This is a genomic window from Microvirga sp. 3-52 (assembly GCF_018383585.1).
GTDB lineage: Bacteria > Pseudomonadota > Alphaproteobacteria > Rhizobiales > Beijerinckiaceae > Microvirga.
Window position 1 is genome coordinate 53,181 of sequence record NZ_JAHAMK010000018.1, and the last position, 25,207, is coordinate 78,387.

The window sequence follows — 25,207 nt, forward strand, 5'->3', positions numbered from 1 at the left end:
CCTCCTTTGGGACCGATGCTCTAGCGGCGCGAGCGCAGCACCGAGTGCTTGCTGAGCAGGGTCGCTGAGATCACGCCCAGCGTGACGATTCCGATCAGGATCGCCGAGGCCGCATTCACCTCCGGCGAAAGCCCGAGCCGTACCTGGCTGTAGATCTTGATGGGCAGGGTCGTCGCGCCTGGGCCCGCATTGAAGCTCGCGATCACCAGATCGTCCATGGACAGCGTGAAGGCGAGCAAGAATCCCGCCACGATGGACGGTGCGATCAGCGGCAGCGTCACGGAGAAGAACGTCCGCAGGGGCGGCGCACCGAGATCCATCGCGGCCTCTTCGAGCGACCGGTCGAAGGTCATGAGGCGCGACTGTACCACCACCGTCACGAAGCACATGGTGAGCGTCGTATGCGCGAGCGTGATCGTCCAGAATCCGCGATCGAGATCAATGGCCACGAAGAAGAGCAGCAGCGACAGTCCGGTGATGACCTCAGGCATGACCATGGGCGCATAGACCATGCCGGTGAAAAGGGTCCGGCCCGGGAAGCGTCCGTAGCGCGTGAGCGCGAGCGCCGCGAGGGTGCCGAGAACCGTCGCCAGCGTGGCCGACAGAAGCGCGATACGCAGTGTCACCCAGGCCGCCTCCATCAGCGCCTGGTTGCGGAAGAGCGCGCCATACCATTGCGTAGAGAAGCCACCCCACACGGTGACGAGGCGGGACGCATTGAAGGAATAGACCACCAGCAGCAGGATCGGCAGGTAGAGGAAGGCGAAGCCAACCACGAGCGAGGTGACGTTGAAGAGGCTGAGGCGCCGGTTCATGGCCGGGCCTCCAGGCGCCGCGCCTCGACATCGCGATAGATCACGATGGGCATGACGAGGACGATGAGCAGCAGGATCGCCACTGCCGAGGCCAGCGGCCAGTCGCGGTTGGAGAAGAACTCACTCCAGAGCTGGCGGCCGATCATCAGCGTCTCCGAACCGCCGAGCAGGTCGGGAATGACGAACTCGCCGACCGCCGGAATGAAACCCAGGAGCGAGCCGGCGATGATGCCCGGCATGGCGAGCGGCACGGTAATCGTCCAGAACGAGCGCCATGGCGTGGAGCCGAGATCGAGGGCCGCTTCCAGCAACGTATCGTCCATCTTTTCCAGCGTGGCGTAGAGCGGCAGCACCATGAAGGGCAGATAGGCATACACGATGCCAATATAGACTGCCGTTTCGGTGTTGAGGATGTCGAGCGGCTCGGAGATGAGGCCCAGTTCCATGAGAGCCTGGGTCAGCAGGCCTTCGGGTTTCAGGATCGCCACCCAGGCATAGATGCGGATGAGGAAGCTCGTCCAGAAGGGCAGGATCACGAGCGCGACCAGCAGCGAGCGGGAGCGCTCCGGAGCGCGGGCCATTCCATACGCAATGGGAAACCCGACAAGGAGCAGCAGCAATGTGGAGATCGCCGCGATGCGGACGGACGAGAGCGTCGCGCGGAAATAGAGGTCGTCCTGCGTCAGGAGTTCGAAATTCTCGAGATCGAGCCCGCTGAAGAACCCGGCGATGTCACTCCACTCGAAGACCGGCTTGTAGGGCGGCTGGGCCACGGCGGGATCCGACAGGCTGATCTTGAGAACGATCAGGAACGGCACGAGGAAGAGTACGCCGAGCCAGAGATAAGGCACGGTGGGCACGAGACCCGCGGTCAGGCGTCGCGTGAGGGTGCGTTCCATCATGGCTATTCCGCCAGGATCACCGCCGCATCCGGCGCGAAGGTGACATAGACCTGCTCGTCCCAGTCGATGGGGTTCTCGACGAAGCGCGAGGCGTTGGCGCGGGTGACGCGCAGGATCTCGCCGGTGGCGAGCCTGACGCGATAGACCGTCCAGTCGCCGAGATAGCCGATATCCCACACCTCGCCGGTGAGCACATTGATGGCGGTGGGCCCCGGCGGGTCACGCTGGATCACCATCTTCTCGGGCCGCACCGCAATCGCCACCGCCTGTCCGGAATGCAGCACCTCGTCCGGATCGTCGATGGTGAGCGGCACTTGCGCCGACGGCGTCTTCACGCGCCACAGGCCATTCTCCTGGCCCTGCACATGGCCTTCCAGAATGTTCACGTCGCCCACGAACTCGGCGATGAAGCGAGTCCTGGGCTGCTCGTAGATCTCGCCCGGCGTCGCCACCTGCACAATCCGGCCATGGTCCATCACCGCGATCCTGTCGGCCATGGTCATGGCCTCCTCCTGGTCATGGGTGACGACCACGAAGGTCATGTGGAGGTCGTGCTGAATGTCCATCAGCTCGAACTGGGTCTCCTCGCGCAGCTTCTTGTCGAGGGCCCCGAGAGGCTCGTCGAGCAGCAGCACCTTCGGCTTCTTGGCCAGCGCGCGGGCGAGCGCCACGCGCTGGCGCTGGCCGCCGGAGAGCTGGCTCGGATAGCGGCGGGCGAGCTTTTCGAGCTGGACGAGGCGCAGCATCTCGCCGACGCGCTCCGCGATCTGGTCCTTCGGCATGCCGTCCTGCTTCAGGCCGAAGGCGATGTTCTTCTCCACGCTCATGTGGGGGAAGAGCGCATAGGATTGGAACATCATGTTCACCGGCCGGCGATAGGGCGGCACGCCGGCGAGGTTCTGGTCGCCCAAGGTGATGCTGCCCTCGCTCGGCGTCTCGAAACCCGCAAGCATGCGCATGAGGGTGGTCTTGCCGCAGCCGGACGGGCCCAGCAGGCAGAAGAACTCGCCTTCGAAGATGTTCAGGGAGAGATGATCCACCGCCACCGCATCACCGAAGCGCTTCGTGACGTTATCGAAGCGGATGAGCGGCTTGGCATTGGGATCGGACCAGGGCGCGAAGGCGCGGCGCACGGCGCCAACGGAGGCAGATTTGCGGAACGGAGGAGGCAAGATGTTTTGACTTTGACCTTGGATGAGAAAACCAGCCGGCAAGCTAGGATGTTCGGCCTCCAAGAACAACAACTTAAACGCCCCGGTTCACCGGCCTGAGAACGGCATCTGACGCAACCCTGCCCTGTCGGATTTGAGCCGCACAGGTCTTGAAGCTCCCTTGGAATCCCGGCAACAGGCCCTCATATCGTTAGGACCCTAATAATTTGCCCCCTATGATGGTCATGACCACTCCCTCCAAATCGGCCTTTTCCGAGGAACTCTGGAAGACCAGCCGGAAAATGCGCACCCTGTTCGATGCCCGCGTTCGGGCCAAAGGGCTGACTTTGGCACGGGCACGCGCCCTGATCCTTCTCGGCAAAAAGGACTGCGTGACTCAGACGGAACTTGCAGATGCGCTCGAGATCGAGGGTCCGACCCTGGTCCCGCTCCTCGATGGCCTGGAGAAGCAGGGCCTGATCGAGCGCCAGCCAGTGGACGGCGACAGGCGCGCCAAGCAGATCGCCCTTACGGCGGCAGGACAGGAGCAGGCTGCTTACGTCGACGCACTCGTCAAGGAATTCCGCAGCGATGTCCTGAAAGATGTCAGCGAAGACGATCTAAAGGCCGCCATCCGCGTTTTCCACGCCATGGGCCGGAACATCGAGGCCGCAAGCTGATGATGGTGTGCTTCCGGTGACAGCAGCGTCCGATAATCCGACCGGTACTGCCAACGCTCACGGCTCTGAGATCAAGAGCCCTTCGAAGCCGTTGGAGCCGCAGGCGCCGCCCGCCCCTCCGGCGGCGCCTGCTCCCATGCCTCGGCCTCGGGCGGCCCTGTATATGCTGGCCTCCCTCCTCCTGTCCCTGACCCAGGGGCTGGGAATGAACCTGGCCGCGGCGAACCTGCCCCAGCTTCAGGGGCCGCTCGGTGCCACCACCAACGAGGTCACATGGCTGATCGCCGCCTACATGGCGCCGAACGTCAGTCTCTCGCTGATTCTCGTGAAGGTCAGAGCCCAGTTCGGCCTGCGCAACTTCGCGGAGCTGAGCATTCTCGGGTTCGTACTCGTGATGCTGCTGCACATCTTCGTGCGGGACCTGCAATCGGCTCTCATCGTGCGCTTCTTCAGCGGCATCGCGGCGGCGCCCATTTCCACGCTCGCCTTTCTGTACATGCTGGAACCGCTTCCACCGGCCAAGAAGCTGAGCATCGGGCAACCGCTCGTTCTCACGAACATCGCGATCGGCGCGCCCCTGGCCCGCCTGATCTCGCCCGAACTTCTGATGGTCGGAGACTGGCACGGCCTGTATCTGTTCGAGATCGCCCTTGCCATGATGGCCTTCGCGGCCGTGTATCTCCTGCCTCTCACACCGCCGCCCCGGGCCAAGGTCATCCACTGGCTCGATGTCGTCAGCTATCTCTTCATCGCCGTCGGATTCGGCCTCATCGCCATGGTGTTCGCGCTGGGGCGGGTCTACTGGTGGTTCGAAGCGCCCTGGCTCGGCGTCATGCTCGCCGTCGGACTGGCATCGCTCACCTGCGCGATCGTGATCGAGCTCAATCGCGAAAATCCCTTTCTGGATATCCGCTGGCTCACCAGCAAGGAAATCCTGCATCTCGCCGGCATCCTCCTGATCTTCCGTCTTCTCATGTCGGAGCAGACTGCCGGGTCCTACGCGTTCTTCCAGGTCCTGGGGCTGCAGAACGACCAGATGACGACCCTGTCCCTGGTGGTCATCGGATCCTCCGTCGCCGCGGGCCTGGCCTATATCACCCTGGTCAAGCCTGGCCGGGAGAATGCGGCCCAGATGGTCGCCCTGGGCCTGCTCCTGGTCGGCGCCCTCATGGACAGCAACGCGACGAGCCTGACGAGGCCCGAGCAGATGTATGTGAGCCAGGCCCTGATCGCTGCGGCCGGCGTTCTCTTCCTGCCGCCCGCCATGGCGGCGGGGCTGACGCTGGCGCTGAAGCGGGGACCGACCTTCATTCTGAATTTCATCGTCGTCTTCCTGACGACGCAGAGCCTTGGCGGTGTGATCGGATCAGCGCTTGTCGGCACCTTCATCACCTGGCGCACGAGGTTCCATCTCCAGGCGCTGGCCGACCATCTCGCGTCGACGGACCCGCTCGTCTCTCAGCGCATCGCGCAGCTTGCGACGACCTTTGGCCGGGTGATCACGGACCGATCCCTGCTCAACGCGGAAGGCGTGGCGCTCCTCGGCCAGCAGGTCACCCGCGAGGCTACCGTGCTAGCCTATAACGACGCCTTCCTGGCCATCGCCCTCTTCGCCGCCTGCACGATTGCAGTGATGATCCTTCACCTTGCGATCCGGGCGATCCGCAAAAGCCTCTCACCTGAACCGCAACCGGCCGTCAGCTAACATCGTCATGACCAAATTCTTTCGTTCCTCCGCCACCATCATCGCCGCGATCATCGGCATCGCGGGCGTCGCCCTCGTGCTCTACGCATGGCGGCTGCCGCCCTTCACCAGTTCGATCCAGACCACCGACAACGCCTATGTGCGGGGTCAGATCACGGTCATCGCCCCGCAGCTCGCCGGTTATGTCGCCGAGGTGGCGGTACAAGACTTCCAGCACGTCAAGGCCGGACAGCTCCTGGTAAAGATCGACGACCGGATCTTCGAGCAGAAGCTGCAGCAGGCGAAAGCCACGCTGGCGAGCCAGCAGGCGGCCCTCACCAATTCCGAGCAGAAGGAGCGCTCGGATCGGGCGCGCATCGAATCGAGCCAAGCCCAGGTCGACAGCGCCAGGGCGGTTCTGAGTGCAGCAGAATCAAGCTGGAACAGGATCGCGCCACTCCTGGAACGCGGCGTCGCAACGCAGAGCCAGGCGGACCAGGCCCGCGCCTCCTTGGATCAGGCGACCGCCTCGCTGCACCAAGCGGAGGCGGCGCTGACCGTCTCCCGCCAGGATCTCGCCTCCACGCTCGTCAACCGCCAGTCTCTCGGAGCGGCGGTCGAAGGCGCGCAGGCCGCCGTCCGGCTGGCCGAGATCGACCTGCAGAACACGCGCATCGTGGCGCCCGAGGACGGGCAACTCGGCGAAGTCGGCGCACGGCTCGGCCAGTATGTCTCTGCCGGCACGCAGCTGCTCTCCCTCGTGCCGGAACGGATCTGGGTGATCGCGAACTTCAAGGAAACCCAGTTGTCAGGCATGGAAGTCGGCCAGAGCGTCACTTTCACCGTCGATGCACTCCAGCATGCCGAACTGAAAGGCCATATCGAGCGCTTCTCGCCGGCTGCAGGCTCGGAATTCAGCGTGATCCGGACCGACAACGCCACCGGCAATTTCACGAAGGTTGCACAGCGGGTCCCGGTGCGCATCGCCATCGATCCCGGACAAGCGCTGACGGAGCGTCTTGCGCCCGGCATGTCGGTGATCGTCAGCGTGGACACGCGGGCAAAGCGCTCCTGAGCAACTGAGGAAAATGCGCTCTGTAGCGCGGCGCTCCACAGGTTCGGGATGGCCGGCACGACGCCGGATGAGCCGCAGCCTTTCGCTCGTCCCTCCGCGTCGTCACTTCCTCCACGTCATCACCGGGCTTGTCCCGGTGACCCCGATAGCGAGAGGCGCCGCAGTCTTCCGATCGGGATGGCCGGGTCAAGCCCGGCCATGACGGGAGAGGGTGTGACCCAGGACAGTGGCATACCCCGCTTCGGTCATCACCGTTCCCGCCCGGTCATCACCGGCCCTCGGATCCTCCCCCGTCATCACCGGCCTTGTGCCGGTGAACCCGACGCGAAGAGCACAGCGCCTAATAGGGTCGGGATGGCCGGCACAAGGCCGGCCATGACGAAGGAGCGTATGACCAGGGACAGCGCTACTCTCGGAGGGACGCACCATGGAGAAGGGATCCATCCGCACGCTTCATGTGGCGTAGATCCCTCTATCCTCGCAGATGCCGGCCGGCGATGACGCTGAACGGGCACCCGACCGGCGCCTTAATGTCCCCCGCCTCCTGCGGGAGACGCGCGTGGCTTCTCGATGAAGGGCAAGGCGCAGACCAGTCCCAGGAACAGCACGGTCAGGAGCAGGAACACGTCGGCGAACGACATCACCAGAGCCTCCCGCCTGACCATGTTCGACATGGTCTTGATCGCCGCGGCGTTGGCATCCATGCCGAGCCCCTGGAACCTCATGGTCAGGGCGTTGAGGGTCTCCATCGCGGTGGAGCTGTCCCAGGTGACGCTCTCGCGCAGGCGCTGGAGATGCAGGTCGGTTCGGTCGTTCAGGAGCGTGTTGATGACCGCCAGACCCACCGCGCCGCCGAGATTGCGGGTGAGATTGTAAAGACCCGACGCATTCTTGATCCGGTCCGGCGGCAGCGTTCCGAGGGCGATGTTGTTGATCGGCACCATGCAGATCATGAGGCCGACGCCGCGGAGGATCTGCGGCACGAACAGCTCCCAGAAATCCCAGTCCTTGGTCAGGCCCGTGATCTGCCAGGTGCCGAGAGCGAAGGCACCAAAGCCGATGGCCATCATGAGCCTCGGATCCATCTTGCGCGACAGCATTCCCGCCACCGGCGCCATGAGGAACATGGTGGCGCCGGTCACGAACATGGTCTCGCCGATCTGCAGGGACGAATAGCCCCTCACCCGTGCCAGATAGACCGGGTAGAGATAAGTCAGGCCGTAGAGGCCGATGCCCATGACGAAGCTGAAGGACGAGCCCGCCAGGAAGTTCCGGTCGGCGAAGGCGCGCAGGTCCACGATCGGCTGCTTGGCCGTGAACGCCCGGTAGAAGAAGCCGGCCGCCCCGATGACGCAGACGATAAAGAGGATCAGCACCGCTTCGTCCTGGAACCACTCGTTGCTGGGCCCCTCCTCCAGCACGTATTCAAGGCTGCCGAGGAAAGCCGCCATGAAGCCGAGGCCGGCCCAGTCAAAGGACTTGAACAGGCTGAAATCCGGCTCGTCGAAATCGACGAGCAGATAGGTCGATACCGTGACGAGGATGCCCGGCACGATGTTGACGAGGAACAGCCAGTGCCAGGAGAAAAGATCCGTCAGGTAGCCGCCGAGCGTCGGGCCGATGGTGGGCGCGAGCGTCGCCACGAGGCCGATGATCGGCGAGATGACCGGCCGCTTTTCCGGCGGGAAGATCGTGAAGGCCGAGGCGAAGACCGTCGGGATCATGCCGCCGCCGATGAAGCCCTGCAGCGCACGGTAGACGATCATCTGCTCGATGTTCGTCGCCGTCGCGCACATGAAGCTCATGAACGTGAAGCCGCCGGACGCGATGACGAACATCCAGCGGGTCGACAGCACGCGCGACAGCGTGCCCGAGAGCGGGATCATGATCACTTCCGCGATCAGATAGCTCGTTTGCACCCAGGAGATTTCTTCCGACGAGGCAGACAAACCAGCCTGGATCTCGGCGAGCGAGGCCGAGACGATCTGGATATCCAGGATCGCCATGAACATGCCGAAGACCATGCAGAAGAACGCGAAGGTCCGGCGCCGGTCGAGCGGCGCCGGCTTCGCGGCAGGCATGCCTTGAGGCTTGGCTTGGATGGCAGCCGATGCGGCCATTGTGTCTTACTCTTTGACGCTGGCCGTCTTGGCAGGCTCGGCCGAAGTGCGCGTATCCACGTCGACGACCACCGACAGGCCCGGGCGCAGGAGACCCTGCTGGGCGATCTCGGGGCTGACGGTGACGCGGACGGGCACGCGCTGGACGATCTTGGTGAAATTGCCGGTGGCATTCTCCGGCGGCAGCAGGCTGAACACCGCACCGGACGCAGGCGAAACGCTCTCCACCGTGCCGACAATGTCGGAATCGGGGAAGGCATCGACCTTCACATGCACCTTCTGACCAGGCTTCAGGGAGACGAGCTGCGTCTCCTTGAAGTTGGCATCCACATGGACGCTGGTCAGCGGGACGAGGGCCGCGAGACGGGCGCCGGGCTGCACATAGGTGCCGACCTCCATGGCCTTGTTGCCGATGACGCCATCGACCGGCGCACGGATCTCGGTGAAGGAGAGATCACGTTCAGCCTTCTCGACGGATGTCCGGTACTCGGCGGCAAGGCGCTCGCCCTCGTTCTGCTGAGCGGCCAGAACCTGGACATTCGCTTGAGCGGCGGCCAGCGCCGCCTGGGCGCTTTTGACCTCAGCATTGGCACGGTCACGGGCGGCCTTGGCGTTCTCGAGCGCGGCGCGGCTGGTGTAGTCGGACCGGGCGAGCTGCTGCTGGCGGGCATAGTCGCTCTCGGCCCGTTCGGCCTCGGCCTGCGCGCTGGCGATCTGCGCCTCGGCCTGTGCCGCAGAGGCCCGGCCCGACTCGATCTGGCGTCCGATGCGCGTGATGGCGCTCTGCTGGGTCGCAAGCTTGTCCTTGGCGGATTGAAGAGCGAGGCGGTAATCGCCGTCGTCGATCTTGGCGATCAGGTCGCCTGCCTTGACGCTCTGGTTGTTCGTGATCGCGACGGAGGATACGTAGCCGGAGATCTTGGCCGACAGGATCGTGATGTCGGCCTGCACATAGGCGTCATCGGTCGAAACCATGAAGCGCCCATCGGTCCACCAGTGGAAACCCTCATAGCCGCCGAACGCGAGGGCGGCCGCCAGAATGGCCAGGATGACCGGCTTCTTGCCCCATCCCTTCCTGTCGGCCTTCGGCGATGTCACGACGGGAGCGGCCGCCTGGACAGGCTGTCCTTCCCTAGCCGTCTCCGGGCGGTCGTCCTTGGCGCCCTGCTCAAACTCGTCCCGATAAACCATATGAACCTCTGCAAGCCAACTAAAAGCCCTTGAGCCGAAAAGGTTCGGGCTTATCGTTGCAGCCTTGATCTCTATTGAATGCCTGCCATATATGAGTTGACCGAACCGTTCGGTCAATAGCTGAAACACAAAAGGAAACAAGATTGGCCATGAGCGCCGTCCATCACCGTACTCACGATCAGAACCTTTCTGCCCACGGGGAAGAAAGCACCGAAAGCGCCAAGAGGCGCCAGATCCTGGAGGGTGCCCGCAAGGTCTTCCTGGCAGAGGGGTTCGACGGCGCGAGCATGGGCGAGATCGCCAAGGTCGCGGGTGTTTCCAAAGGCACCCTCTACGTCTACTTCGACAGCAAGGAGAGCCTCTTCGCGGCTCTGACCACGGAAGAGAAGCGGGGGCTGGCCGAGGTTCTGTTCAAGCTCGACGCCGACGATCCCGATGTCCGCGGCGCCCTGGAGACGCTTGGCATCAACTATCTGCGCCGCATGGGCAAGCCCGAGCACATCTCCTCGATTCGAATGGTCATGGGCGCGGCCGAGAAGTTTCCCCGTCTGGGACAGGCCTTTTATGAGGCCGGCCCGTGCCAGGGCATTGCCCGTCTGAGCGCCTATTTCGATCACCAGGTCGCGGCCGGGCGATTGTCCATCGAGGATACGAGCGTCGCCGCGCAGCATCTCCTCGACCTTTGCGTCTCAGGCATGCTGCGCCGCCTGCTCTTTTCCGTGGGCGAGCCCCCGACAGAGGCCGAGATCCAGAAGAACGTTGAGAACGCGCTCCGGGTGTTTTTCGCGGCCTACGGCCCGAAAGACCCGTCTAATGATCCGTCTGCAGGGCCTCGGCTACGCGGGCTTTAAGCACGTCCGGCTGCCGCAGGATCAGGGCGCCGCGCGTGCGCTCGATCAGCCCCTCCTGGGTCAGCATGGTGAATTCCCGCGTGATCTGCTCGCGGCGGCAGCCGATGCGGGCTGCGACGATGTGATGGAAAGGCGGCGGCGTGATGACACGCTCCCCGGACCGGTCCTGCCGTGGGGACGACAGGCGCAGGAGTTCCGAATAGAGCCGGTGCCGAAGGTCGAGGACGGTCTGCTCCATGAAGCGGGCGTTCAGCTCCCGGATGCGGGAGGCCATTAGGCAGAAGAGGCGCTCCGCCACGGACTGATGCGAGAAGAGAAGCTCCTTGAAGACGGAAGCGGGCATCACGCAGGCCTCGCCGCGGGTCAGCGCCGTGACGTTGGCGGAACGCGGCACGCCGTCGAGGGCGGCAAGCTCGCCGAAGAGGTCGCCGGGCTTCATCTCATAGAGGATGACCTCCTTGCCGGAGGGCGTGCGCATGAGGACCCGGACCTCGCCCGAGAGGAGGAAATAGACGTCCGTGGAGGGCTCGTCGAAGTCGACCAGGACCTCTTCGGGATCGAAGCGGCGCCAATTGGCCCGCGACTCGAAACGCTCAAGGTCGATGTCCAGTCCCTTGAACAGCTTAATCCCGGCGAGCCGCGCCATCGGTCTCCTCCCCCTGAATGCTATCCTTGGCTATAGCACATATTTTCCATAGCCAGTACGGTCATGTCGCCTATCCCTTTCTCAGTCCTCGACGATTTTGTCACTGGCGATTTAGGCTAGGAGGCCATGGGCTGCGCAGGCAGTGTGTCTGGAGCGTGCCGGCGCCCTCTGATCCTTCCGTGAGCATGGCCGTCATACGCCTCACAGGATCGGGATCACCGGGACGAGCCCGGTGATGACGTGGAGGAGGTGATGACGGCGGAGGTGATGACGTGGAGGCGCGAGTGAGAGGCCGCGGCTCTTCCAGCGGGTTCCATCATCCAGTCGCATCAGTACTCCTACCGTCATGGCCGGGCCTGTCCCGGCCATCCCGATGCTGAGAGGCTCAGCGCTTCAATCATCCAGGATCACCGACACAAGGCCGATGACGACGGCCGAGGCGCGAGGTGAATGTCCGGCCCGCCGCAGGCGGTGTCCCGAAGGATCGGGTGCTTCCGGCGCACTCCGGATCCTCCTTCGAGACGCCGGCTCCGCAGGCTCCTCCCGACGAGGCAGCGTTCATGGACCAGCCCCCTGAGACCGCCTGGGACCTTGCCAGCGCCGCCATCCCACGCCAAAAGGCGGCATGCTTCACATAAACGACCTGACCTACCGCATCGGCGACCGGCTGATCCTCGACCACGCCTCCTTCAACCTGCCCACCGGCGCGAAGGTGGGGCTCGTCGGGCGCAACGGCGCGGGCAAGACAACCTTGTTCAAGATCATCCAGGGGGAGCTTGCCACCGAGAGCGGCAGCGTCACCCTTCCCCGCGGCATGAAAATCGGCGCCGTGGCCCAGGAGGCGCCGGGCGGACCTGAATCCCTCATCGACGTGGTGCTCGCCGCCGACAGGGAGCGTAGCGCGCTCCTGGCCGAGGCCGAGACGGCGGACGGCATCCGCCGGGCCGAGATCGAGACCAGGCTCACCGATATCGGGGCCCATTCCGCGCCGGCCCGGGCGGCCGCGATCCTGCACGGCCTCGGCTTCGATTCACAGGCGCAGAACCGGCCCTGCTCGGACTTTTCGGGCGGCTGGCGCATGCGCGTGGCGCTCGCCGCCGTGCTGTTCACCGAGCCGGACCTGCTCCTCCTCGACGAGCCGACCAACTATCTCGACCTCGAAGGCACGCTCTGGCTCTACGATTATCTCGGGCGCTACCCGCATACGGTGCTGGTCATCAGCCACGACCGGGAGCTCCTCGACGCCTGCGTCAACCACATCCTCCATCTCGACCGGGGCAAGCTCGCGATCTATCGCGGCGGCTACACGTCGTTCGCCAAGCAATATGCCGAGAAGCGCGAACTCACCGCCAAGATGGCGGCCAAGCAGGAGGCCGAGCGCAAGCACCTCCAGGCCTTCGTCGACCGCTTCAAGGCCAAGGCCTCGAAGGCCCGGCAGGCGCAGTCACGCGTCAAGCGGCTGGAGAAGATGGAGGCGATCACGACCATCGTGGAAGACGACGTGCTGCCCTTCAACCTGCCGGGTCCGGAGCGTCCCGCCGCACCGCCGCTGATCACGGTCGAGAGCGGAGCCGTCGGTTACGGCGAGCGGATCGTGCTCGACCGCCTCAACCTGACGATCGCGCCCGACGACCGGATCGCTCTCCTCGGCTCGAACGGCAACGGCAAGTCCACCTTCTGCAAGCTCATCGGCGGCAGGCTCGCGCCCATGAAGGGTGAGATGCGCACGCCCACCCGCATGGACGTGGCCTATTTCGCCCAGCACCAGCTCGACGAACTGAATCCCAAGGCAACCGCATACGACCACGTCGCCGAGCGGATGCCCGACACGCCGATCGCCAGGATCCGCGCCCGCACGGCGCAGATCGGCTTTCCGGGCGCGAAGGCGGACACGCCGGTCTCCGCCCTGTCGGGCGGCGAGAAGGCGCGCCTGCTGATGGGGCTGGCGGCCTTCAACGGCCCTCACCTTCTCATCCTCGACGAGCCGACGAACCACCTCGACATCGACAGCCGCACGGCCCTGATGGAGGCGATCAACGACTATACGGGCGCTGTCATCCTGGTGAGCCACGACCGCTTCCTGATCGAGGCCTGTGCCGACCGGCTCTGGATCGTCGGCAACGGCAGCGTGAAGCCCTTCGACGGCGACATGGACGATTACCGCCAGCTCGTGCTCTCCGGCGATCTCGATCCGCAGAAGCGCCCCGACAGGCCGCAGGCGCCCACCGCCTCGAAGGTCGACGAGCGCCGCGCCGCCGCCGAACGCCGGGTGGCGCTGGCGCCTCTGCGCAAGAAGCTGGAGGCGCTCGAGAGCCGGATGGCGAAACTCACGGACGCGATGGGCAAGATCGATACTGCCCTCGCCGACGGCACCGCGTTCCAGAAGGATCCAGCCAAGGCCGCGGAGCTGTCCAGGATGCGCGGCGAGGCGGCCACGACCCTGGCCTCCCTGGAGGAGGAATGGCTGATGCTCAGCAGCGAGATCGAGGAAGCGAGCGCTTAGCGCGTCGTGCGGAAGGGTGGGCTTGGTTTTCGGCGTCCAACGATGAGCTTTTCCCGGGAAGGAGCACCGGATCTTCCGCCGTTATAACATCGTTCATCCTCGAAGCCGTATAGTGGCGTTCTTACCATGGAGAACGAACATGCTTCGTGCGGTATTGGCCACGACGGTGCTGGCCAGCGGTGCGTTATTCGGGGCGCTGCCGGAGGCCCAGGCCCAGAGCCTGGTGCCCTGTGCGCGGGAACACGGGTTCTGCCGCGTCCCCTATCCCACCCGCGTCATCTACGGCGTTCCCGGACGCAGCGCGGAAGTCTTCGTCCGCGACGGCACTCCTTGCTCGAACCGGGTCTTCGGCGATCCGGCTCCGGGCGTGCCCAAGCGCTGCGCCTATGTGGCCCGCCGCTACGACCGGGGCGACCGGTGGCGCGACGACGGCTACCGTGCCCCCCCTCCTCGGCGGGGTTACGACCGCGGCTTCAGGGACGACGACGGCGGCTATGAACGTCCAGTCCGACGCTACGACGTCTACTGACAGGAGACCCGGAACCGTGCGCTCGCAGCCGCGCAATCGATGCTGCGAGCGCACGGTTCCGACCCATACTCCCTCCTGCCTACTCCCCCAGGGAGCTTGGGTTACCTACTCGGGGTCCACGCAGAATCGGAGCAGGAACGTATTCTCGTAAGAGCCTTTTGGGGGAGGCTGACAGATGAGGATCCAGATTTCCGCCTGCACCGACAAAGTCTTTTCGGACGGCCTCTTGCCAATGGCCTATCTGACGGAGAGTTCGGCGTTTGCCGTCAACGACAATACGGCCCGTTCACAGGCCAAAGGAAAAATTCGCCTGCATTGGAAACGCGTGACCTGCTTCCCGCAACATGCCGTTAGGTAAATAGATGGTGCGGGACAGCACATCTGGCCGACCATCCGTGAGGTAGCCTCCTGCTGCCACTGATGGAGGCCACGATGAATCAGGTTCTGTCCTATTGCACTGCACGGTTCTTCACGCATGCATTCGTGCCGCTCGCCCCGCTCAGGGCCAGTGCGGTCGATCCTGGCAACGATAACGATCCGTTGGCCCCGTTCCCGTGCGTGTGGCGATAAGGAGATTGTCCGATTTCGAAAGCCGCAAGCGCGCTCGCCCATGATGGCTGTCGCTTACCTCCTATGGTCATTTGAACGCTCGCACCGTAGACTGCGACATTCCTCTGCCAGTGACTGCGCCCGCCTGGAGCCTGGATGGAGGGGACTTTGACCGATACTCATGATCTTGAAGAGATCGTCGACCTGTTCGCCATCGGCAGGCCATCCAGGAACCCCGACCTCATGCCGGTGAAGATCGCGACCCTTCCTCTCAAGAAGGCGGTTGCCCTGGTGATAGAAGATTGGTCCGACGACAAGTTCAGGCAATTGAGCGCGATCATTCAAAGACGATCAGGACCGGCCATCCGCAGCCTCGACGACATCAAGCATCTCTACGATTGCGCAACTGCCGGCACCGGATGCTGCGGCACGCGGGCAGGCTAAGGCAATCCCTGAAATCCTCACGTGCCGTTTCCATTCGCAAGGTCCGCTGCTCTCATGAGCTCGCCGTGTCTAAAGCATGCGCCTCATGCGCACCCGCGGCGACGCGCGTGAGCTATGCGTCGGATCGGCAGAGCCATGCAACCGGTGATGCTCGACTCTTGTTCGAGCTTGAGTTTTGCTGCCCACAAAAATCTGGAGGAACCAAAGACACGCCATGGACGAACACGACGACATTTCCGAATCCGCTCTCACCAGCCCGGCCAACGATAATCTGGCCCGTGTATTCCGATGGATCGGCCTATTCTGCGGCATTGCGATGCTCGGGTGGAGCGTCGTCCTTCTCAGATGATCGACACAAACGGATGAAGCGTCGAAAGCCACCGTCTGCACTGGCATCGTCCCGCAGCATGATGATATGCAGTCATGACGGTCTCGGACGTATCGATCAACGACATCATCAACGGGAATCAATCGTGAAGTACGGATACATCAGTTTCGGGATTCTTGTGCTGTCGCTGATCCCGGCCTGCATTGCGGGAGCCTTTGGCGGCTGGCCTGTCGCCGCCGTCGCCTGGGTAGCGACCTTGTTCATCGGCGGCGGCCTCTACGGTCTCGGCGCGCAGCACTTCGGCTGGCCGAAGTTGCGGCTGGACGGTCTGCCCGTCGTCGACGCCTGGCTGCCGTAACGACCGCAAGCCTTCCGAAAGACGCGGATCCCGGCACGGGGCCGGGCATCGCGCGCTTCGACTAGGGCTTCACCACCCGGTCGAGTCTGTTGTTCACGAAGAAGTACAGCTCGCGGCCGCCCGGCTCGGAATAGAGCACCTGCACTTCGCGCTGTCCCTTACCGCTCTCCCCGACGAGCACGTCCGTCGCGGGCTTGCCCTTCAGGCGCACGAGATCGCATTCGGTGATGCCCGGTTCGATCGTGGTCGCGGTCCCGAAGCCCGTTACGGTGCAGCGACCATCCGGACCGAGCATGGGCCCGTCGATGACGGGACCCGATGGGGCGGCCGGCGCAGGAGCCGTCGCCACGGCCGAAGCAGTCGGCGCGCGGCTCGTGCTGGTGCAGGCCGCCAGAACCGACGCCGCGAAAGCAACACTCGAGAGAACCTTTACACGCATCCCATCAATCCTTGTTATCGGCCGCCCTCGCCTGCAGGGCTTCTTCGAAAAGCCGCTGCACATCGGCCTTGAAGGCCTGCCGTGACGCCTGCCGCGAATAGAACATGTGGCCGCCCTCGTAAACACTCAAAGCCACACGCTTCTGGGGACCGAGCTCGGGAAGCTGGTTCAGGAGGAGCTGCGAGGCGTAGTACGGCGTCACCAGATCGGTGAAGCCGTGGGTGACGAGCACACGCATCCGGCCGTCGAGAGAGAGGGCCTGCCGCAGCTCGTCGAGGTTTTCCGGGCCGTTGCGCCCGCCGCCCCAGCGCCATGCGCCGTTGACCGATCCGTTCAGCAGGTTGTAGCGCCCTTCAGCCTTGTAGTTCAGGGTATGCGTCAGGTGATGGATGATCGCGCTCGACAGGGGCGCCGTCATCGCATCGAGCACCGGATCCTCGAAGCGCGATGACTGGGATGTCGGATTGGGGTCGGCGATGGCCACACTGGTATCGTAGGCGCTGACAATCTCGGACGATCCGCGCCGCAACTCTCTTTGAACGGTGCGCATGTCGATGCGCCCGGCAAGGCGGCGCGTCAGTTCCGGATCGAGCCCGCTCAGGTCCGCGACCCTGCGGCTGATCCGGTCAACGGCCTGCTTGTCCTGCAAACCCCGCATGAGATCGACGAGATACTCGCCCGACGCGTAAGCCTCCGCCTCCCTGAGCGCATCCCGCGACACCGGCCCCGTGCGGGAGAGTCTTGCCGCCGCAAGGGACGGCAGGAGCGCCGCGTTGGTCCAGGGAGCCCCTGCGGTTCCCTGCTCGAGCCAGTCGAAATCGAACACCGGCGAGACGAGAACCAGACCGCTGAAGCCGACGCCCTGGTCGCTCTGCAGCTTCTGCGCCAACAGGGGCCCGCGGAAACCGCCATAGCTCTCGCCGACGAAGAACTTCGGCGAGGTGAGCCGGTTCTTCTCCTTCAGCCAGCGCATGACGAAGGCGGCGAGCCCGTCGATATCTCCACCGACGGAATAGAACCGTTCCCTCACCTGATCGCCCCCGACCACGCGGCTGTAGCCGGTCCCGGGTGGATCGATGAAGACGAGATCGGTGAAGTCGAGCCAGGTTTCCGCATTGGGCACGAGGGCGGGCGGCGCCGAGGGGCTGATCGTCGAGCCGTCCAGCTGCAGCAGCCAGGGACCGACGGCGAGAAGGTGAAGATAGGCGGAGGATGCACCCGGACCGCCGTTCACGGCGAATGTCACGGGCCTGGTCGCCGGATCCGCATCGTCCAGCGTATAGGCGACGAACCCGATCTCGGCCTGTGGCGTGCCCTGCTGATCCGTCAGCGCCAGATGACCCGCGGTTGCGGTGAAGGACAGGGTCCGTCCCGGAAGCTGCAGGCTGTGGCGTGTCACCGATTCCGGCGGCAGGGCCTGCGCATCCCTGGCTTCAGCCCGCGACCGGCGCGCTTCCTGCTGACCTTGAGGTGGCTGTTCCCGATTGCCTGCCTGCTCCTGTGCTCCGGCCCCAAGGGGCATCGCCAGAGACAGGGCAAGAACAGCATAGAGAGGAAGGCGCATCGCTCGTTTCATCGGGACATCCTTGTGGCCTTCCTGAAACTGGAGAGTATCCCTCCCGTTGCAAGCTCCGGCGCGATGAAGAGTTCGTGTCCGGGTGCGTTGTATCGATCTCAGCCTCATCCCGAGAGTCTGGCCGGACATTCAGCACCTTCGTCATCACCGGCCTTGTGCCGGTGATGACGAAGGTGGCGGCCAACCCATAAGGAAAGGGCTATCGAGCATGTCCTTCTGTCAACGCCATCACGCCTTCCGCTGCCAGCGTCCCCGCTCGTCCTGCTGCCAGTAGGTCGCGTCGTGGCCGCCTTCCTTCACCGCGCGCCATTGGTCACGGGCGAAGGCCAGCGCCTGGATGTCGTTGCCGTCGAACAGGATTGCGAGGCGCTCGTAGGCGGTGATGTCACCGGGCAGATCCGCACCTTCCACGAGAAAGCGGATCGAGGCGCCGTTGGGGTTGTCGCCGGACAGGGTGATGAGGATCGGCTGGTCCGCCGCATGGGCCTCGCGATCGGTGCCATGCGGCAGGAAGCTTTCGTCAGTAAAAGTCCATAGGTGATCGTCGAGCGCCGACATGCGCTCTTCGGTCGTCACCTGCACGACGGCACGCCAGTCCCGCTCCAGGGTCTTCTGCAGGAGCGTGGGCAGCACGGCCTCGAGCGGCTGATGCTGGAGGTGATAGAAAAGGATCTCGGTCATCGGTGATCACAATCCCTTGCCGCCGCAAAGGGTTGCACTGCGTGCGAGGTCCTTTCCGCTCCCATCCTCAAGCCTCGTAATGGTCGCGCACGAGACGATCGAGGAGGCGCACGCCCCAGCCGGAGCTCCAGCCCTTGTTGATCTCGGTCGCCGGCGAGCCCATGGCGGTGCCGGCGATGTCGAGATGCGCCCAGGGCACGTCGTTCACGAAGCGCTGGAGCAGCGCCGCGGCAGTGCTCGAACCGCCGAAGCGGCCAGCCGAGTTCTTCATGTCGGCGAACTTGGATTCGATCATCTTGTCGAATTCCGGCCCCAGCGGCATGCGCCACACGCGTTCGCCCGTCGCCTTGCCGGCCGCGGTGAGGCGGTCCGCGAGTTCGTCGTTGTTCGAGAACAGGCCCGCATATTCCTGCGCCAGGGCGACGAGGATCGCACCGGTCAGGGTCGCGAGATCGATCATGAACTTCGGCTTGAAGCGGTCCTGCACGTACCAGAGCACGTCGGCCAGCACGAGGCGCCCTTCGGCATCCGTGTTGATGATCTCGATGGTCTGTCCGGACATGGTGGTGACGATGTCGCCGGGACGCTGGGCGTTGCCGTCCGGCATGTTCTCGACGAGGCCGATGGCGCCGACCACATTGGCCTTGGCCTTGCGGCTCGCGAGCGCATGCATGAGGCCGACGACGCAGGCCGCGCCCGCCATGTCGCCCTTCATGTCCTCCATGCCGGCGCCCGGCTTGATGGAGATGCCGCCGGAATCGAACACCACGCCCTTGCCGACGAAGGCGATGGGCCTGTCGCTGGCCTTGGCCCCGTTCCAGCGCATGATGGCGACCCGGCCGCCGCGCACGGAGCCCTGCGCCACGCCGAGAAGCGCATGCATGCCGAGCTTCCTCATGGCCTTGTCATCGAGGATCTCGACCTCGACGCCGAGTTTGGTGAGGGCTTGGGCGCGAGCAGCGAACTCCTGGGGGCCGAGGACATTCGGCGGCTCGTTGACGAGGTCGCGGGCGATGACGACGCCCTGCTGGACGCCCTCGCGGGCCTTGTAGATCTTCTTGACCGCGGCGGGATCCGCCACGCTGAGGACGAGACGGCCGCCATTCCTGGAATCGTTGTCGTCCTTCTTGGTCTTGTAGCGGTCGAAGCTGTAGCGGCGCAGCTGGATGCCGAGCGCGATATCGGCGACCGCGTCCGGCGCGACGTCGATCCCGGGCAGGTCCAGCACCACCGTGGCCAGCTTGCCGTTCACCTTGCCGGCGATCAGGCCCCCCAGCTGGACGAAGTCGACATTGGCTCGGTCCTTCTCGCCGCCCGTTCCGATCACGACCAGCCGGTCGACCGACAGGCCGGCGGGAACCACGATGGACATGGCGGATTTCGCCTTGCCCTTGAAATTCTCGGCCGCCGCGGCCTTGGCGATCAGGTCGACGGCCTTCTGGCCCAGCTGCTTGGCAACGGCAGCCGTGGGTTTGAGATTATTCCCGACGAAGACGATGAGATCGCCGGATTCGACCTTGCCGTGGGCCTGGAAGTCGATCTTGAAGCTGGCGGCCATGAAATCCTCTTTGTTTCGGTGCAGATCGCCGGTCTTCAGGCCGGCTGCGACGCTGACGGTTGGGACATATATCATATGGCGGGCCGGCGCATCGTGCGGAAAAAGCGGGTCCGGCTCTCCGCCCGAACGATGGCCCGTCAAGGCGAGGAACATCGAATGGGTTCCAAAAGTGGATTCCACTTTCGGGTCCGATGTTCTAAGGCACCGGGAAGCCGCCGTGAAATCGGCGCAATCTCGCGCTGTTGAAAACAGCCGCCTTGCCTGAGATCATGTGACACGATACCCAGGGCTCCACCGCCCGGGGGCGAAGGGCTCTATGACACTTCTCGAACGCTACATCCTGAAAAACACTTTCAACGCCTTCGCCGCATGCCTCGTCGCCCTGACGGGCGTGATCTGGATCACCCAGGCCCTGCGCGAACTCGACCTGCTGACCGGCAAGGGTCAGACCCTCATGATCTTCCTCACGGTGACGGGCCTGTCCCTGCCGGCTCTGATCAGTGTCATCGCGCCCGTGGCCCTGTTCCTCGCCACCCTCTATACCCTGAACAAGCTGAACGGCGATTCCGAGCTGATCGTCATGAGCGCCGGCGGCATGCCGCCGCAGCGCCTCCTGCGGCCCTTCATGGCCCTGACCGCCTTCGTCTGCGCGGTCGTGGCCATCATCTCGGTCTATCTCATGCCCGCGAGCTTTCAGGAAATGCGCCAGCTGTTCACCAAGATCAGGGCGGATTTCGTGGGCACCATGGCCAAGGAAGGGCAGTTCATCACCCTGGAGAACGGCATCACGTTCCATTACCGGGAACGCGCGGGAGACGCCCTTCTGGGGATCTTCATGGAAGATCTGCGGGAGAAGGACAAAGCCATCGTCTACCTTGCCGAGCGCGGCCAGACCGTCGAGCAGAGCGGAAACGCCTATCTCCTGCTCCAGAAGGGCAGCGTTCAGCGGAAGGAGCCCAACAGCCGCGATTCGTCGATCGTCGCCTTCGAGCGCTATGCGGTCGACCTCTCCGCCTTCAACAAGGAAGGCGGAGAGGTGATCTACAAGCCGCGCGAGCGAAGCACCACCCAGCTCCTGTACCCTGACAAGAACGAGCTCCTCTACCAGGAGCAGCAGGGGCGTTTCAGAGCCGAGCTGCACGATCGCTTGTCGTCCTGGCTCTATCCGCTGGCCATGATGGTCATCGCCTTCGCGGCCCTCGGCGAAGCCCGGACGACCCGTCAGGGCCGCGGCCTTGCCATTGCCGGCGCGGTCGTTGCAATCGTGCTCCTGAGAATCCTCGGCTTTGCCGCATCAAGCGCCGTTGCCCGGACACCGGCGGCCGTGATCGCCGTCTATGGCGTGCCTCTGGCGGGCATCCTCGTCGGCCTGCTGTTCATCTTCAAGGGACCGGCCATGCGATCCGCACAGGCGAAGTTTCAGGCGGCCATCCGCAATCTGCTTCCGTCGCGCTCCCCCGCACCTCAGAAGGCCTGACCATGCTGATCGGCCGCACCCTCGGGCTCTATTTCTCGCGCCAGTTCATCAAGACTATTTTCCTGGTTTTCGCGACTGTCTTCACCCTCGTCTATACCTTGGACTTCGTGGAACTCATGCGCCGGGCGGGCGACGCGCCTGCCGCAACGCCCGCGGTGATTGCCCAGCTCGCCCTGTTCCGCACTCCGGCCATCGCCGAGCAGGTCATGCCGTTCGCCGTGCTGTTCGGCAGCATGGCAGCGCTCCTCCAGCTCAGCCGCAAGCTGGAACTGGTTGTGGCACGGGCGGCCGGCATCTCCGCATGGCAGTTCCTGCAGCCCGGGCTCCTGATCGCCCTCCTGATCGGCATCGTGTCGGTGACCGTCTACAACCCGGTCTCGGCCGTCCTCAAGCAGCGGGCTTCCGCCCTGGAAACACAGACTTTTTCCCGCGCCGTTCAGACCCGGGAGAAGCCGATCTGGATCCGCCAGAGGAGCCAGGACGGTCAGGCCATCTTCCGCGGCGACGGCTCGGCCACCGACACGGCGACCCTCTATGGGGTCACGGTCTACGCCTTCGATCAGGCAGGGACCTTCACCCATCGGGTAGAAGCCAAGGAGGCGACCCTGCATGAGGGCTTCTGGGAGCTGAAGGAGGCCCGGATCCTCTCGGCTACGGAGGAGCCCCAGTCCCATGACCGTTACCTGATCGCCTCGAGCCTCCAGCCCTCGCAGGTTCGACAGAGCTTCATCGATCCCGACGCGGTCCCGTTCTGGGACCTCAAGGAGACGATCGACCGCATGGAGCAGGCGGATATCAACACCACCACCTACGAGCTCCATTACGACCTGCTTCTGGCCCGTCCCCTGCTCTTCATCGCCATGGTTTTCGTGGCCGCATCCGTCTCGTTAAGATTCTTTCGATTTGGCGGTGTAGCCATGATGGTTCTGGGTGGCGTCGCGGCCGGGTTCATGCTTTATGTCGCCACGGAGCTTATGGCGGAGCTTGGCGCCTCTGGAATCATCAGTTCCCTTGTTGCGGCCTGGTTCCCGGCTGTAGTAGGCAGTCTGTTAGGGACCTTGGCGTTATTGCACCAAGAGGACGGCTGACCGGCCTCGACAAGAAGGTTTGCGAAGGAGTGGGGATGCGGCGGCTTAAGACAACGATCGCAATGTCTGCGGTCGCAGCGGCTCTGTTGGCTGCTGGGTCTGTGCCTGCGCTTGCCCAGGCCACCCTGAACGAGGCCATTGGCGCGCGCGCCCAGTCCGGATCCGGCGAGGACCGGCTTCTCGTCGACGCCAAGGAAATCATTTACGACAACGACCGGAACACCATTGCCGCCTCCGGCGACGTCCAGATGAACTATCAGGGCCGGACGCTCCAGGCCGACCGGGTCACCTACGACCGGAATACCGGCCGCGTCTTCGCCGAAGGCAATGCCCGCCTGACCGATGCCACCGGAACCGTCGCCACGGGTGACCGATTCGAGCTGACGGACGACTTCAAGAACGGCTTCATCGATTCTCTGCGGGTGGTTCAAACCACCGTCGAGCAGGGCCGTCCCCTCACGACCCGTTTCTCCGCCCCACGCGCCGAGCGTGCCGAGGGCGAGACGACGGTCTTCGAGCGCGGCACCTATACCGCCTGCGAACCCTGCAAGGACAATCCGGAACGCCCGCCGCTCTGGCAGGTGAAGGCCGCGAAGATCATCCACAACAACAGCGAGCGGACGATCTATTACGAGGATGCGACCCTCGAACTCCTCGGCATTCCGGTCGCCTACCTGCCCTATTTCTGGACGCCCGATCCGACGGTCAAGCGCAAGACGGGATTCCTGTCACCACGTTACATCTATTCCAGTTCGATCGGCTACGGGGCTACCGTTCCGTTCTTCTGGGCGATCGCACCGAATTACGACCTGACGATCAGCCCGACCTTCCTGAGCCGGCAGGGCCTTCTGGCCCAGGCCGAGTGGCGCCACCGGCTCGAGAACGGCGTCTACACCGTTCGGGCCGCCGGCATCTCGCAGCAGGAGCCCGACGCCTTCCTCCAGCCTCCCTATGGGGCTGGAGATCGCGACTTCCGCGGTTCGCTCGAGACGACCGGCCTTTTCCACATCAACCAGAACTGGCGTTGGGGCTGGGACATCGCCCTGCTCTCGGACAAGTGGTTCCTGTCGAACTACAAGATCCGCAGCGAAAGCCTCAGCGCGTACTACATCAAGGAATCGATCTCGACCCTGTATCTCCAGGGCCAGGGCGACCGCTCCTTCTTCGACGTGCGGGGCTACTATTTCCAGACCCTGTCCAGCAACGAATGGCAGAAGCAGCAGCCCATCGTCGCTCCGGTCCTGGACTACAACAAACGCTTCACGCCCCCGACCATCGGCGGCGAGTTCGCCCTCGACGTGAACGTGACGAGCCTCTCGCGCCAGGCCGCTCAGTACGATCCGTTATCGGTCACCAACACCACCTATTACGGCGTGGCTCAGACCTGCATCGTCTTCGATCCCGCATCCTGCCTCGTTCGCGGCATCAGCGGTTCGACCTCCCGCGCGTCGGTCACCGCGTCCTGGCGCCGTGAGTTCATCGACCCGATCGGCCAGGTCTGGACGCCGTTCGCCTATGTCAGGGCCGACCAGTTCTGGATTTCTCCGGATTTCAACGGGTACCAGAACGCCCAACTCGGCAACTTCACCGACGCGGACGACGATTATCTCTTCCGCGCCATGCCGGCCGTCGGTCTCGAGTATCGCTATCCCTTCATCGCCAGCCTCGGGACCTCGGGCCAGCAGATCCTCGAGCCGATCGCGCAGGTGATCGCCCGTCCGAACGAGACCGGGATCGGCAGCCTCCCCAACGAGGACGCCCAGAGCCTCGTGTTCGACGACACGTCCCTGTTCGATTGGGATAAATTCTCCGGCTACGACCGGGCCGAAGGCGGCGTGCGCGCCAATCTCGGTGTCCAGTACACCGTGACCGGCGCCGACGATTTCTATGCCAATGTGCTGTTCGGACAGTCCTATCAGCTCGCCGGGCGCAATTCGTTCCGGCAGGGCGATCTCGCCAATGTGGGGCTCGATTCGGGCCTCGACTCGCGGGCATCCGATTATGTCGGCCGCTTCCAGATCTCCCCGAATTCGAGCTTCGCCCTCGTGACCCGTGCGCGCTTCGACCAGGAAGATTTCGGCATCAACCGGATCGAAGCCGGCTTCCGGGCGAATTTCAATCCGTACCTGCCGGTGTCGACCTCGCTGACCTATGCCCGCTACGAGGCTCAGCCCGCCATCGGTTTCCCGCTCCGCCGCGAAGGCCTGCTCGGCTCCGCCCGGTGGGACATCTCGCCGAACTGGTACGTGACCGGCTCGGTTCTCCTCGATCTCGACCGCTATCTCCTGGCGCGTGAGACCTATCTCACCCAACTCGTGACCAATCCCGACGCAGTCTACGACCGCGAGAATGTCGTCTATGTCGGCGGCATGTCCCTGGGCCTGGGCTATATGGACGAGTGCACGACCTTCTCGATCAGCTACAGCGTGACCCCGCGCGAGGTGGTGCGGAACTCGGGTGAGAAGAACCAGAACCACACCATCGCCTTCAGCCTCGAGTTCCGGTCTCTTGGTGAAGTGGGCTACTCTCAGAATCTTAGCGGCACTGACGATGAATGATGGG

Annotated in this window: 22 protein-coding genes; 12 read left to right on the forward strand and 10 right to left on the reverse strand. The window is 64.1% G+C overall.

The genetic code is table 11. The features are described from left to right. Positions 1–20 precede the first annotated feature (20 nt). From KHP60_RS14945 to KHP60_RS14955, 3 genes are read right to left on the reverse strand one after another with little or no spacing between them, the layout of a single operon-like run. Positions 21–815: an ABC transporter permease gene (locus KHP60_RS14945; protein WP_213565121.1), complete on the reverse strand. Its 795-nt coding sequence runs from the start codon at positions 813–815 to the stop codon at positions 21–23. Beyond that, positions 812–1,717, reverse strand: coding sequence for an ABC transporter permease subunit (locus KHP60_RS14950; protein WP_249688801.1), 906 nt, complete (start codon positions 1,715–1,717; stop codon positions 812–814). Before KHP60_RS14950 ends, KHP60_RS14945 begins: the two co-directional genes overlap by 4 nt. 2 nt (positions 1,718–1,719) lie before the next feature. Beyond that, positions 1,720–2,889, reverse strand: coding sequence for an ABC transporter ATP-binding protein (locus KHP60_RS14955; protein WP_249688802.1), 1,170 nt, complete (start codon positions 2,887–2,889; stop codon positions 1,720–1,722). Positions 2,890–3,113: 224 nt separating this feature from the next. Here KHP60_RS14955 and KHP60_RS14960 point away from each other — a divergent pair, with 224 nt between their 5' ends. From KHP60_RS14960 to KHP60_RS14970, 3 genes are all read left to right on the forward strand, one after another. Beyond that, entirely contained in the window at positions 3,114–3,548 is a 435-nt protein-coding gene (locus KHP60_RS14960; protein ID WP_249688803.1) for a MarR family winged helix-turn-helix transcriptional regulator, read from the forward strand. A gap of 163 nt (positions 3,549–3,711) precedes the next feature. After that, on the forward strand, positions 3,712–5,253 hold the full coding sequence (locus tag KHP60_RS14965; RefSeq protein WP_249688804.1) for an MFS transporter: 1,542 nt from the start codon (positions 3,712–3,714) through the stop codon (positions 5,251–5,253). 7 nt (positions 5,254–5,260) lie between these two features. Next, positions 5,261–6,307, forward strand: coding sequence for an HlyD family secretion protein (locus tag KHP60_RS14970; protein WP_213565124.1), 1,047 nt, complete (start codon positions 5,261–5,263; stop codon positions 6,305–6,307). A 527-nt stretch (positions 6,308–6,834) separates the two neighbouring features. Here the strand turns inward: KHP60_RS14970 and KHP60_RS14975 are convergent. Together KHP60_RS14975 and KHP60_RS14980 are read right to left on the reverse strand one after the other, a co-directional pair. Continuing rightward, a complete protein-coding gene (locus KHP60_RS14975) occupies positions 6,835–8,427 on the reverse strand; it encodes a DHA2 family efflux MFS transporter permease subunit (RefSeq protein ID WP_213565125.1) in 1,593 nt (530 codons plus the stop codon). A 6-nt stretch (positions 8,428–8,433) separates the two neighbouring features. Beyond that, the gene (locus tag KHP60_RS14980; protein ID WP_213565126.1) at positions 8,434–9,618 is read right to left on the reverse strand and encodes an HlyD family secretion protein; all 1,185 of its coding nucleotides are present in this window, start codon (positions 9,616–9,618) and stop codon (positions 8,434–8,436) included. Between the two features lie 149 nt (positions 9,619–9,767). Between KHP60_RS14980 and KHP60_RS14985 the strand changes: the two genes are divergently transcribed. Then, on the forward strand, positions 9,768–10,469 hold the full coding sequence (locus KHP60_RS14985) for a TetR/AcrR family transcriptional regulator (RefSeq protein ID WP_213565127.1): 702 nt from the start codon (positions 9,768–9,770) through the stop codon (positions 10,467–10,469). Here KHP60_RS14985 and KHP60_RS14990 read toward each other — a convergent pair. Then, positions 10,429–11,115 (reverse strand): Crp/Fnr family transcriptional regulator, encoded by a 687-nt coding sequence (locus tag KHP60_RS14990; protein WP_213565128.1) that lies wholly within the window; start codon positions 11,113–11,115, stop codon positions 10,429–10,431. The genes KHP60_RS14985 and KHP60_RS14990 overlap by 41 nt on opposite strands. Before the next feature lie 625 nt (positions 11,116–11,740). On the opposite strand from KHP60_RS14990, the gene KHP60_RS14995 reads away from it, so the two are divergent. The 5 genes from KHP60_RS14995 (at position 11,741) to KHP60_RS15015 (ending at position 15,826) form a co-directional block, all read left to right on the forward strand. Then, positions 11,741–13,618, forward strand: a complete 1,878-nt coding sequence (locus tag KHP60_RS14995; RefSeq protein WP_213565129.1) for an ABC-F family ATP-binding cassette domain-containing protein — start codon at positions 11,741–11,743, stop codon at positions 13,616–13,618. Positions 13,619–13,757: 139 nt separating this feature from the next. Beyond that, the gene (locus KHP60_RS15000) at positions 13,758–14,147 is read left to right on the forward strand and encodes a hypothetical protein (RefSeq protein WP_213565130.1); all 390 of its coding nucleotides are present in this window, start codon (positions 13,758–13,760) and stop codon (positions 14,145–14,147) included. A gap of 175 nt (positions 14,148–14,322) precedes the next feature. Then, positions 14,323–14,505, forward strand: coding sequence for a hypothetical protein (locus KHP60_RS15005; RefSeq protein WP_213565131.1), 183 nt, complete (start codon positions 14,323–14,325; stop codon positions 14,503–14,505). A 359-nt stretch (positions 14,506–14,864) separates the two neighbouring features. Further along, positions 14,865–15,140 carry a hypothetical protein gene (locus tag KHP60_RS15010; RefSeq protein WP_249688805.1) on the forward strand — a complete coding sequence of 92 codons (276 nt, stop codon included), beginning with the start codon at positions 14,865–14,867 and terminating at the stop codon, positions 15,138–15,140. Positions 15,141–15,613: 473 nt separating this feature from the next. Beyond that, positions 15,614–15,826 (forward strand): hypothetical protein, encoded by a 213-nt coding sequence (locus KHP60_RS15015; protein WP_213565133.1) that lies wholly within the window; start codon positions 15,614–15,616, stop codon positions 15,824–15,826. Between the two features lie 61 nt (positions 15,827–15,887). Here the strand turns inward: KHP60_RS15015 and KHP60_RS15020 are convergent, their stop codons facing one another. The 4 genes from KHP60_RS15020 to KHP60_RS15035 form a co-directional block, all read right to left on the reverse strand. After that, on the reverse strand, positions 15,888–16,265 hold the full coding sequence (locus KHP60_RS15020; RefSeq protein ID WP_213565134.1) for a hypothetical protein: 378 nt from the start codon (positions 16,263–16,265) through the stop codon (positions 15,888–15,890). Positions 16,266–16,269: 4 nt separating this feature from the next. Further along, positions 16,270–17,841 (reverse strand): S10 family peptidase, encoded by a 1,572-nt coding sequence (locus tag KHP60_RS15025; RefSeq protein WP_213565135.1) that lies wholly within the window; start codon positions 17,839–17,841, stop codon positions 16,270–16,272. A gap of 228 nt (positions 17,842–18,069) precedes the next feature. After that, positions 18,070–18,522, reverse strand: a complete 453-nt coding sequence (locus KHP60_RS15030; RefSeq protein ID WP_213565136.1) for a DNA polymerase III subunit chi — start codon at positions 18,520–18,522, stop codon at positions 18,070–18,072. A gap of 67 nt (positions 18,523–18,589) precedes the next feature. Next, on the reverse strand, positions 18,590–20,080 hold the full coding sequence (locus KHP60_RS15035; protein WP_213565137.1) for a leucyl aminopeptidase: 1,491 nt from the start codon (positions 20,078–20,080) through the stop codon (positions 18,590–18,592). Between the two features lie 316 nt (positions 20,081–20,396). On the opposite strand from KHP60_RS15035, the gene lptF reads away from it, so the two are divergent. The 3 genes from lptF (at position 20,397) to KHP60_RS15050 (ending at position 25,203) form a co-directional block, all read left to right on the forward strand. After that, positions 20,397–21,557 (forward strand): LPS export ABC transporter permease LptF, encoded by a 1,161-nt coding sequence (gene lptF / locus KHP60_RS15040; protein ID WP_213565138.1) that lies wholly within the window; start codon positions 20,397–20,399, stop codon positions 21,555–21,557. Positions 21,558–21,559: 2 nt separating this feature from the next. Continuing rightward, positions 21,560–22,645, forward strand: a complete 1,086-nt coding sequence (gene lptG / locus KHP60_RS15045; protein ID WP_213565139.1) for an LPS export ABC transporter permease LptG — start codon at positions 21,560–21,562, stop codon at positions 22,643–22,645. Between the two features lie 62 nt (positions 22,646–22,707). Next, positions 22,708–25,203: an LPS-assembly protein LptD gene (locus tag KHP60_RS15050; RefSeq protein ID WP_249688806.1), complete on the forward strand. Its 2,496-nt coding sequence runs from the start codon at positions 22,708–22,710 to the stop codon at positions 25,201–25,203. Positions 25,204–25,207 lie beyond the last annotated feature (4 nt).

Bases quoted from the DNA above. Each gene is read 5' to 3' on its own strand.
- KHP60_RS14945 (WP_213565121.1), bottom strand. From the start codon at position 815: ATGAACCGGCGCCTCAGCCTCTTCAACGTCACCTCGCTCGTGGTTGGC.
- KHP60_RS14950 (WP_249688801.1), bottom strand. From the start codon at position 1,717: ATGATGGAACGCACCCTCACGCGACGCCTGACCGCGGGTCTCGTGCCC.
- KHP60_RS14960 (WP_249688803.1), top strand. From the start codon at position 3,114: ATGACCACTCCCTCCAAATCGGCCTTTTCCGAGGAACTCTGGAAGACC.
- KHP60_RS14965 (WP_249688804.1), top strand. From the start codon at position 3,712: ATGCTGGCCTCCCTCCTCCTGTCCCTGACCCAGGGGCTGGGAATGAAC.
- KHP60_RS14970 (WP_213565124.1), top strand. From the start codon at position 5,261: ATGACCAAATTCTTTCGTTCCTCCGCCACCATCATCGCCGCGATCATC.
- KHP60_RS14975 (WP_213565125.1), bottom strand. From the start codon at position 8,427: ATGGCCGCATCGGCTGCCATCCAAGCCAAGCCTCAAGGCATGCCTGCC.
- KHP60_RS14980 (WP_213565126.1), bottom strand. From the start codon at position 9,618: ATGGTTTATCGGGACGAGTTTGAGCAGGGCGCCAAGGACGACCGCCCG.
- KHP60_RS14985 (WP_213565127.1), top strand. From the start codon at position 9,768: ATGAGCGCCGTCCATCACCGTACTCACGATCAGAACCTTTCTGCCCAC.
- KHP60_RS14990 (WP_213565128.1), bottom strand. From the start codon at position 11,115: ATGGCGCGGCTCGCCGGGATTAAGCTGTTCAAGGGACTGGACATCGAC.
- KHP60_RS14995 (WP_213565129.1), top strand. From the start codon at position 11,741: ATGCTTCACATAAACGACCTGACCTACCGCATCGGCGACCGGCTGATC.
- KHP60_RS15000 (WP_213565130.1), top strand. From the start codon at position 13,758: ATGCTTCGTGCGGTATTGGCCACGACGGTGCTGGCCAGCGGTGCGTTA.
- KHP60_RS15005 (WP_213565131.1), top strand. From the start codon at position 14,323: ATGAGGATCCAGATTTCCGCCTGCACCGACAAAGTCTTTTCGGACGGC.
- KHP60_RS15020 (WP_213565134.1), bottom strand. From the start codon at position 16,265: ATGCGTGTAAAGGTTCTCTCGAGTGTTGCTTTCGCGGCGTCGGTTCTG.
- KHP60_RS15025 (WP_213565135.1), bottom strand. From the start codon at position 17,841: ATGAAACGAGCGATGCGCCTTCCTCTCTATGCTGTTCTTGCCCTGTCT.
- KHP60_RS15030 (WP_213565136.1), bottom strand. From the start codon at position 18,522: ATGACCGAGATCCTTTTCTATCACCTCCAGCATCAGCCGCTCGAGGCC.
- KHP60_RS15035 (WP_213565137.1), bottom strand. From the start codon at position 20,080: ATGGCCGCCAGCTTCAAGATCGACTTCCAGGCCCACGGCAAGGTCGAA.
- lptF (WP_213565138.1), top strand. From the start codon at position 20,397: ATGACACTTCTCGAACGCTACATCCTGAAAAACACTTTCAACGCCTTC.
- lptG (WP_213565139.1), top strand. From the start codon at position 21,560: ATGCTGATCGGCCGCACCCTCGGGCTCTATTTCTCGCGCCAGTTCATC.
- KHP60_RS15050 (WP_249688806.1), top strand. From the start codon at position 22,708: ATGTCTGCGGTCGCAGCGGCTCTGTTGGCTGCTGGGTCTGTGCCTGCG.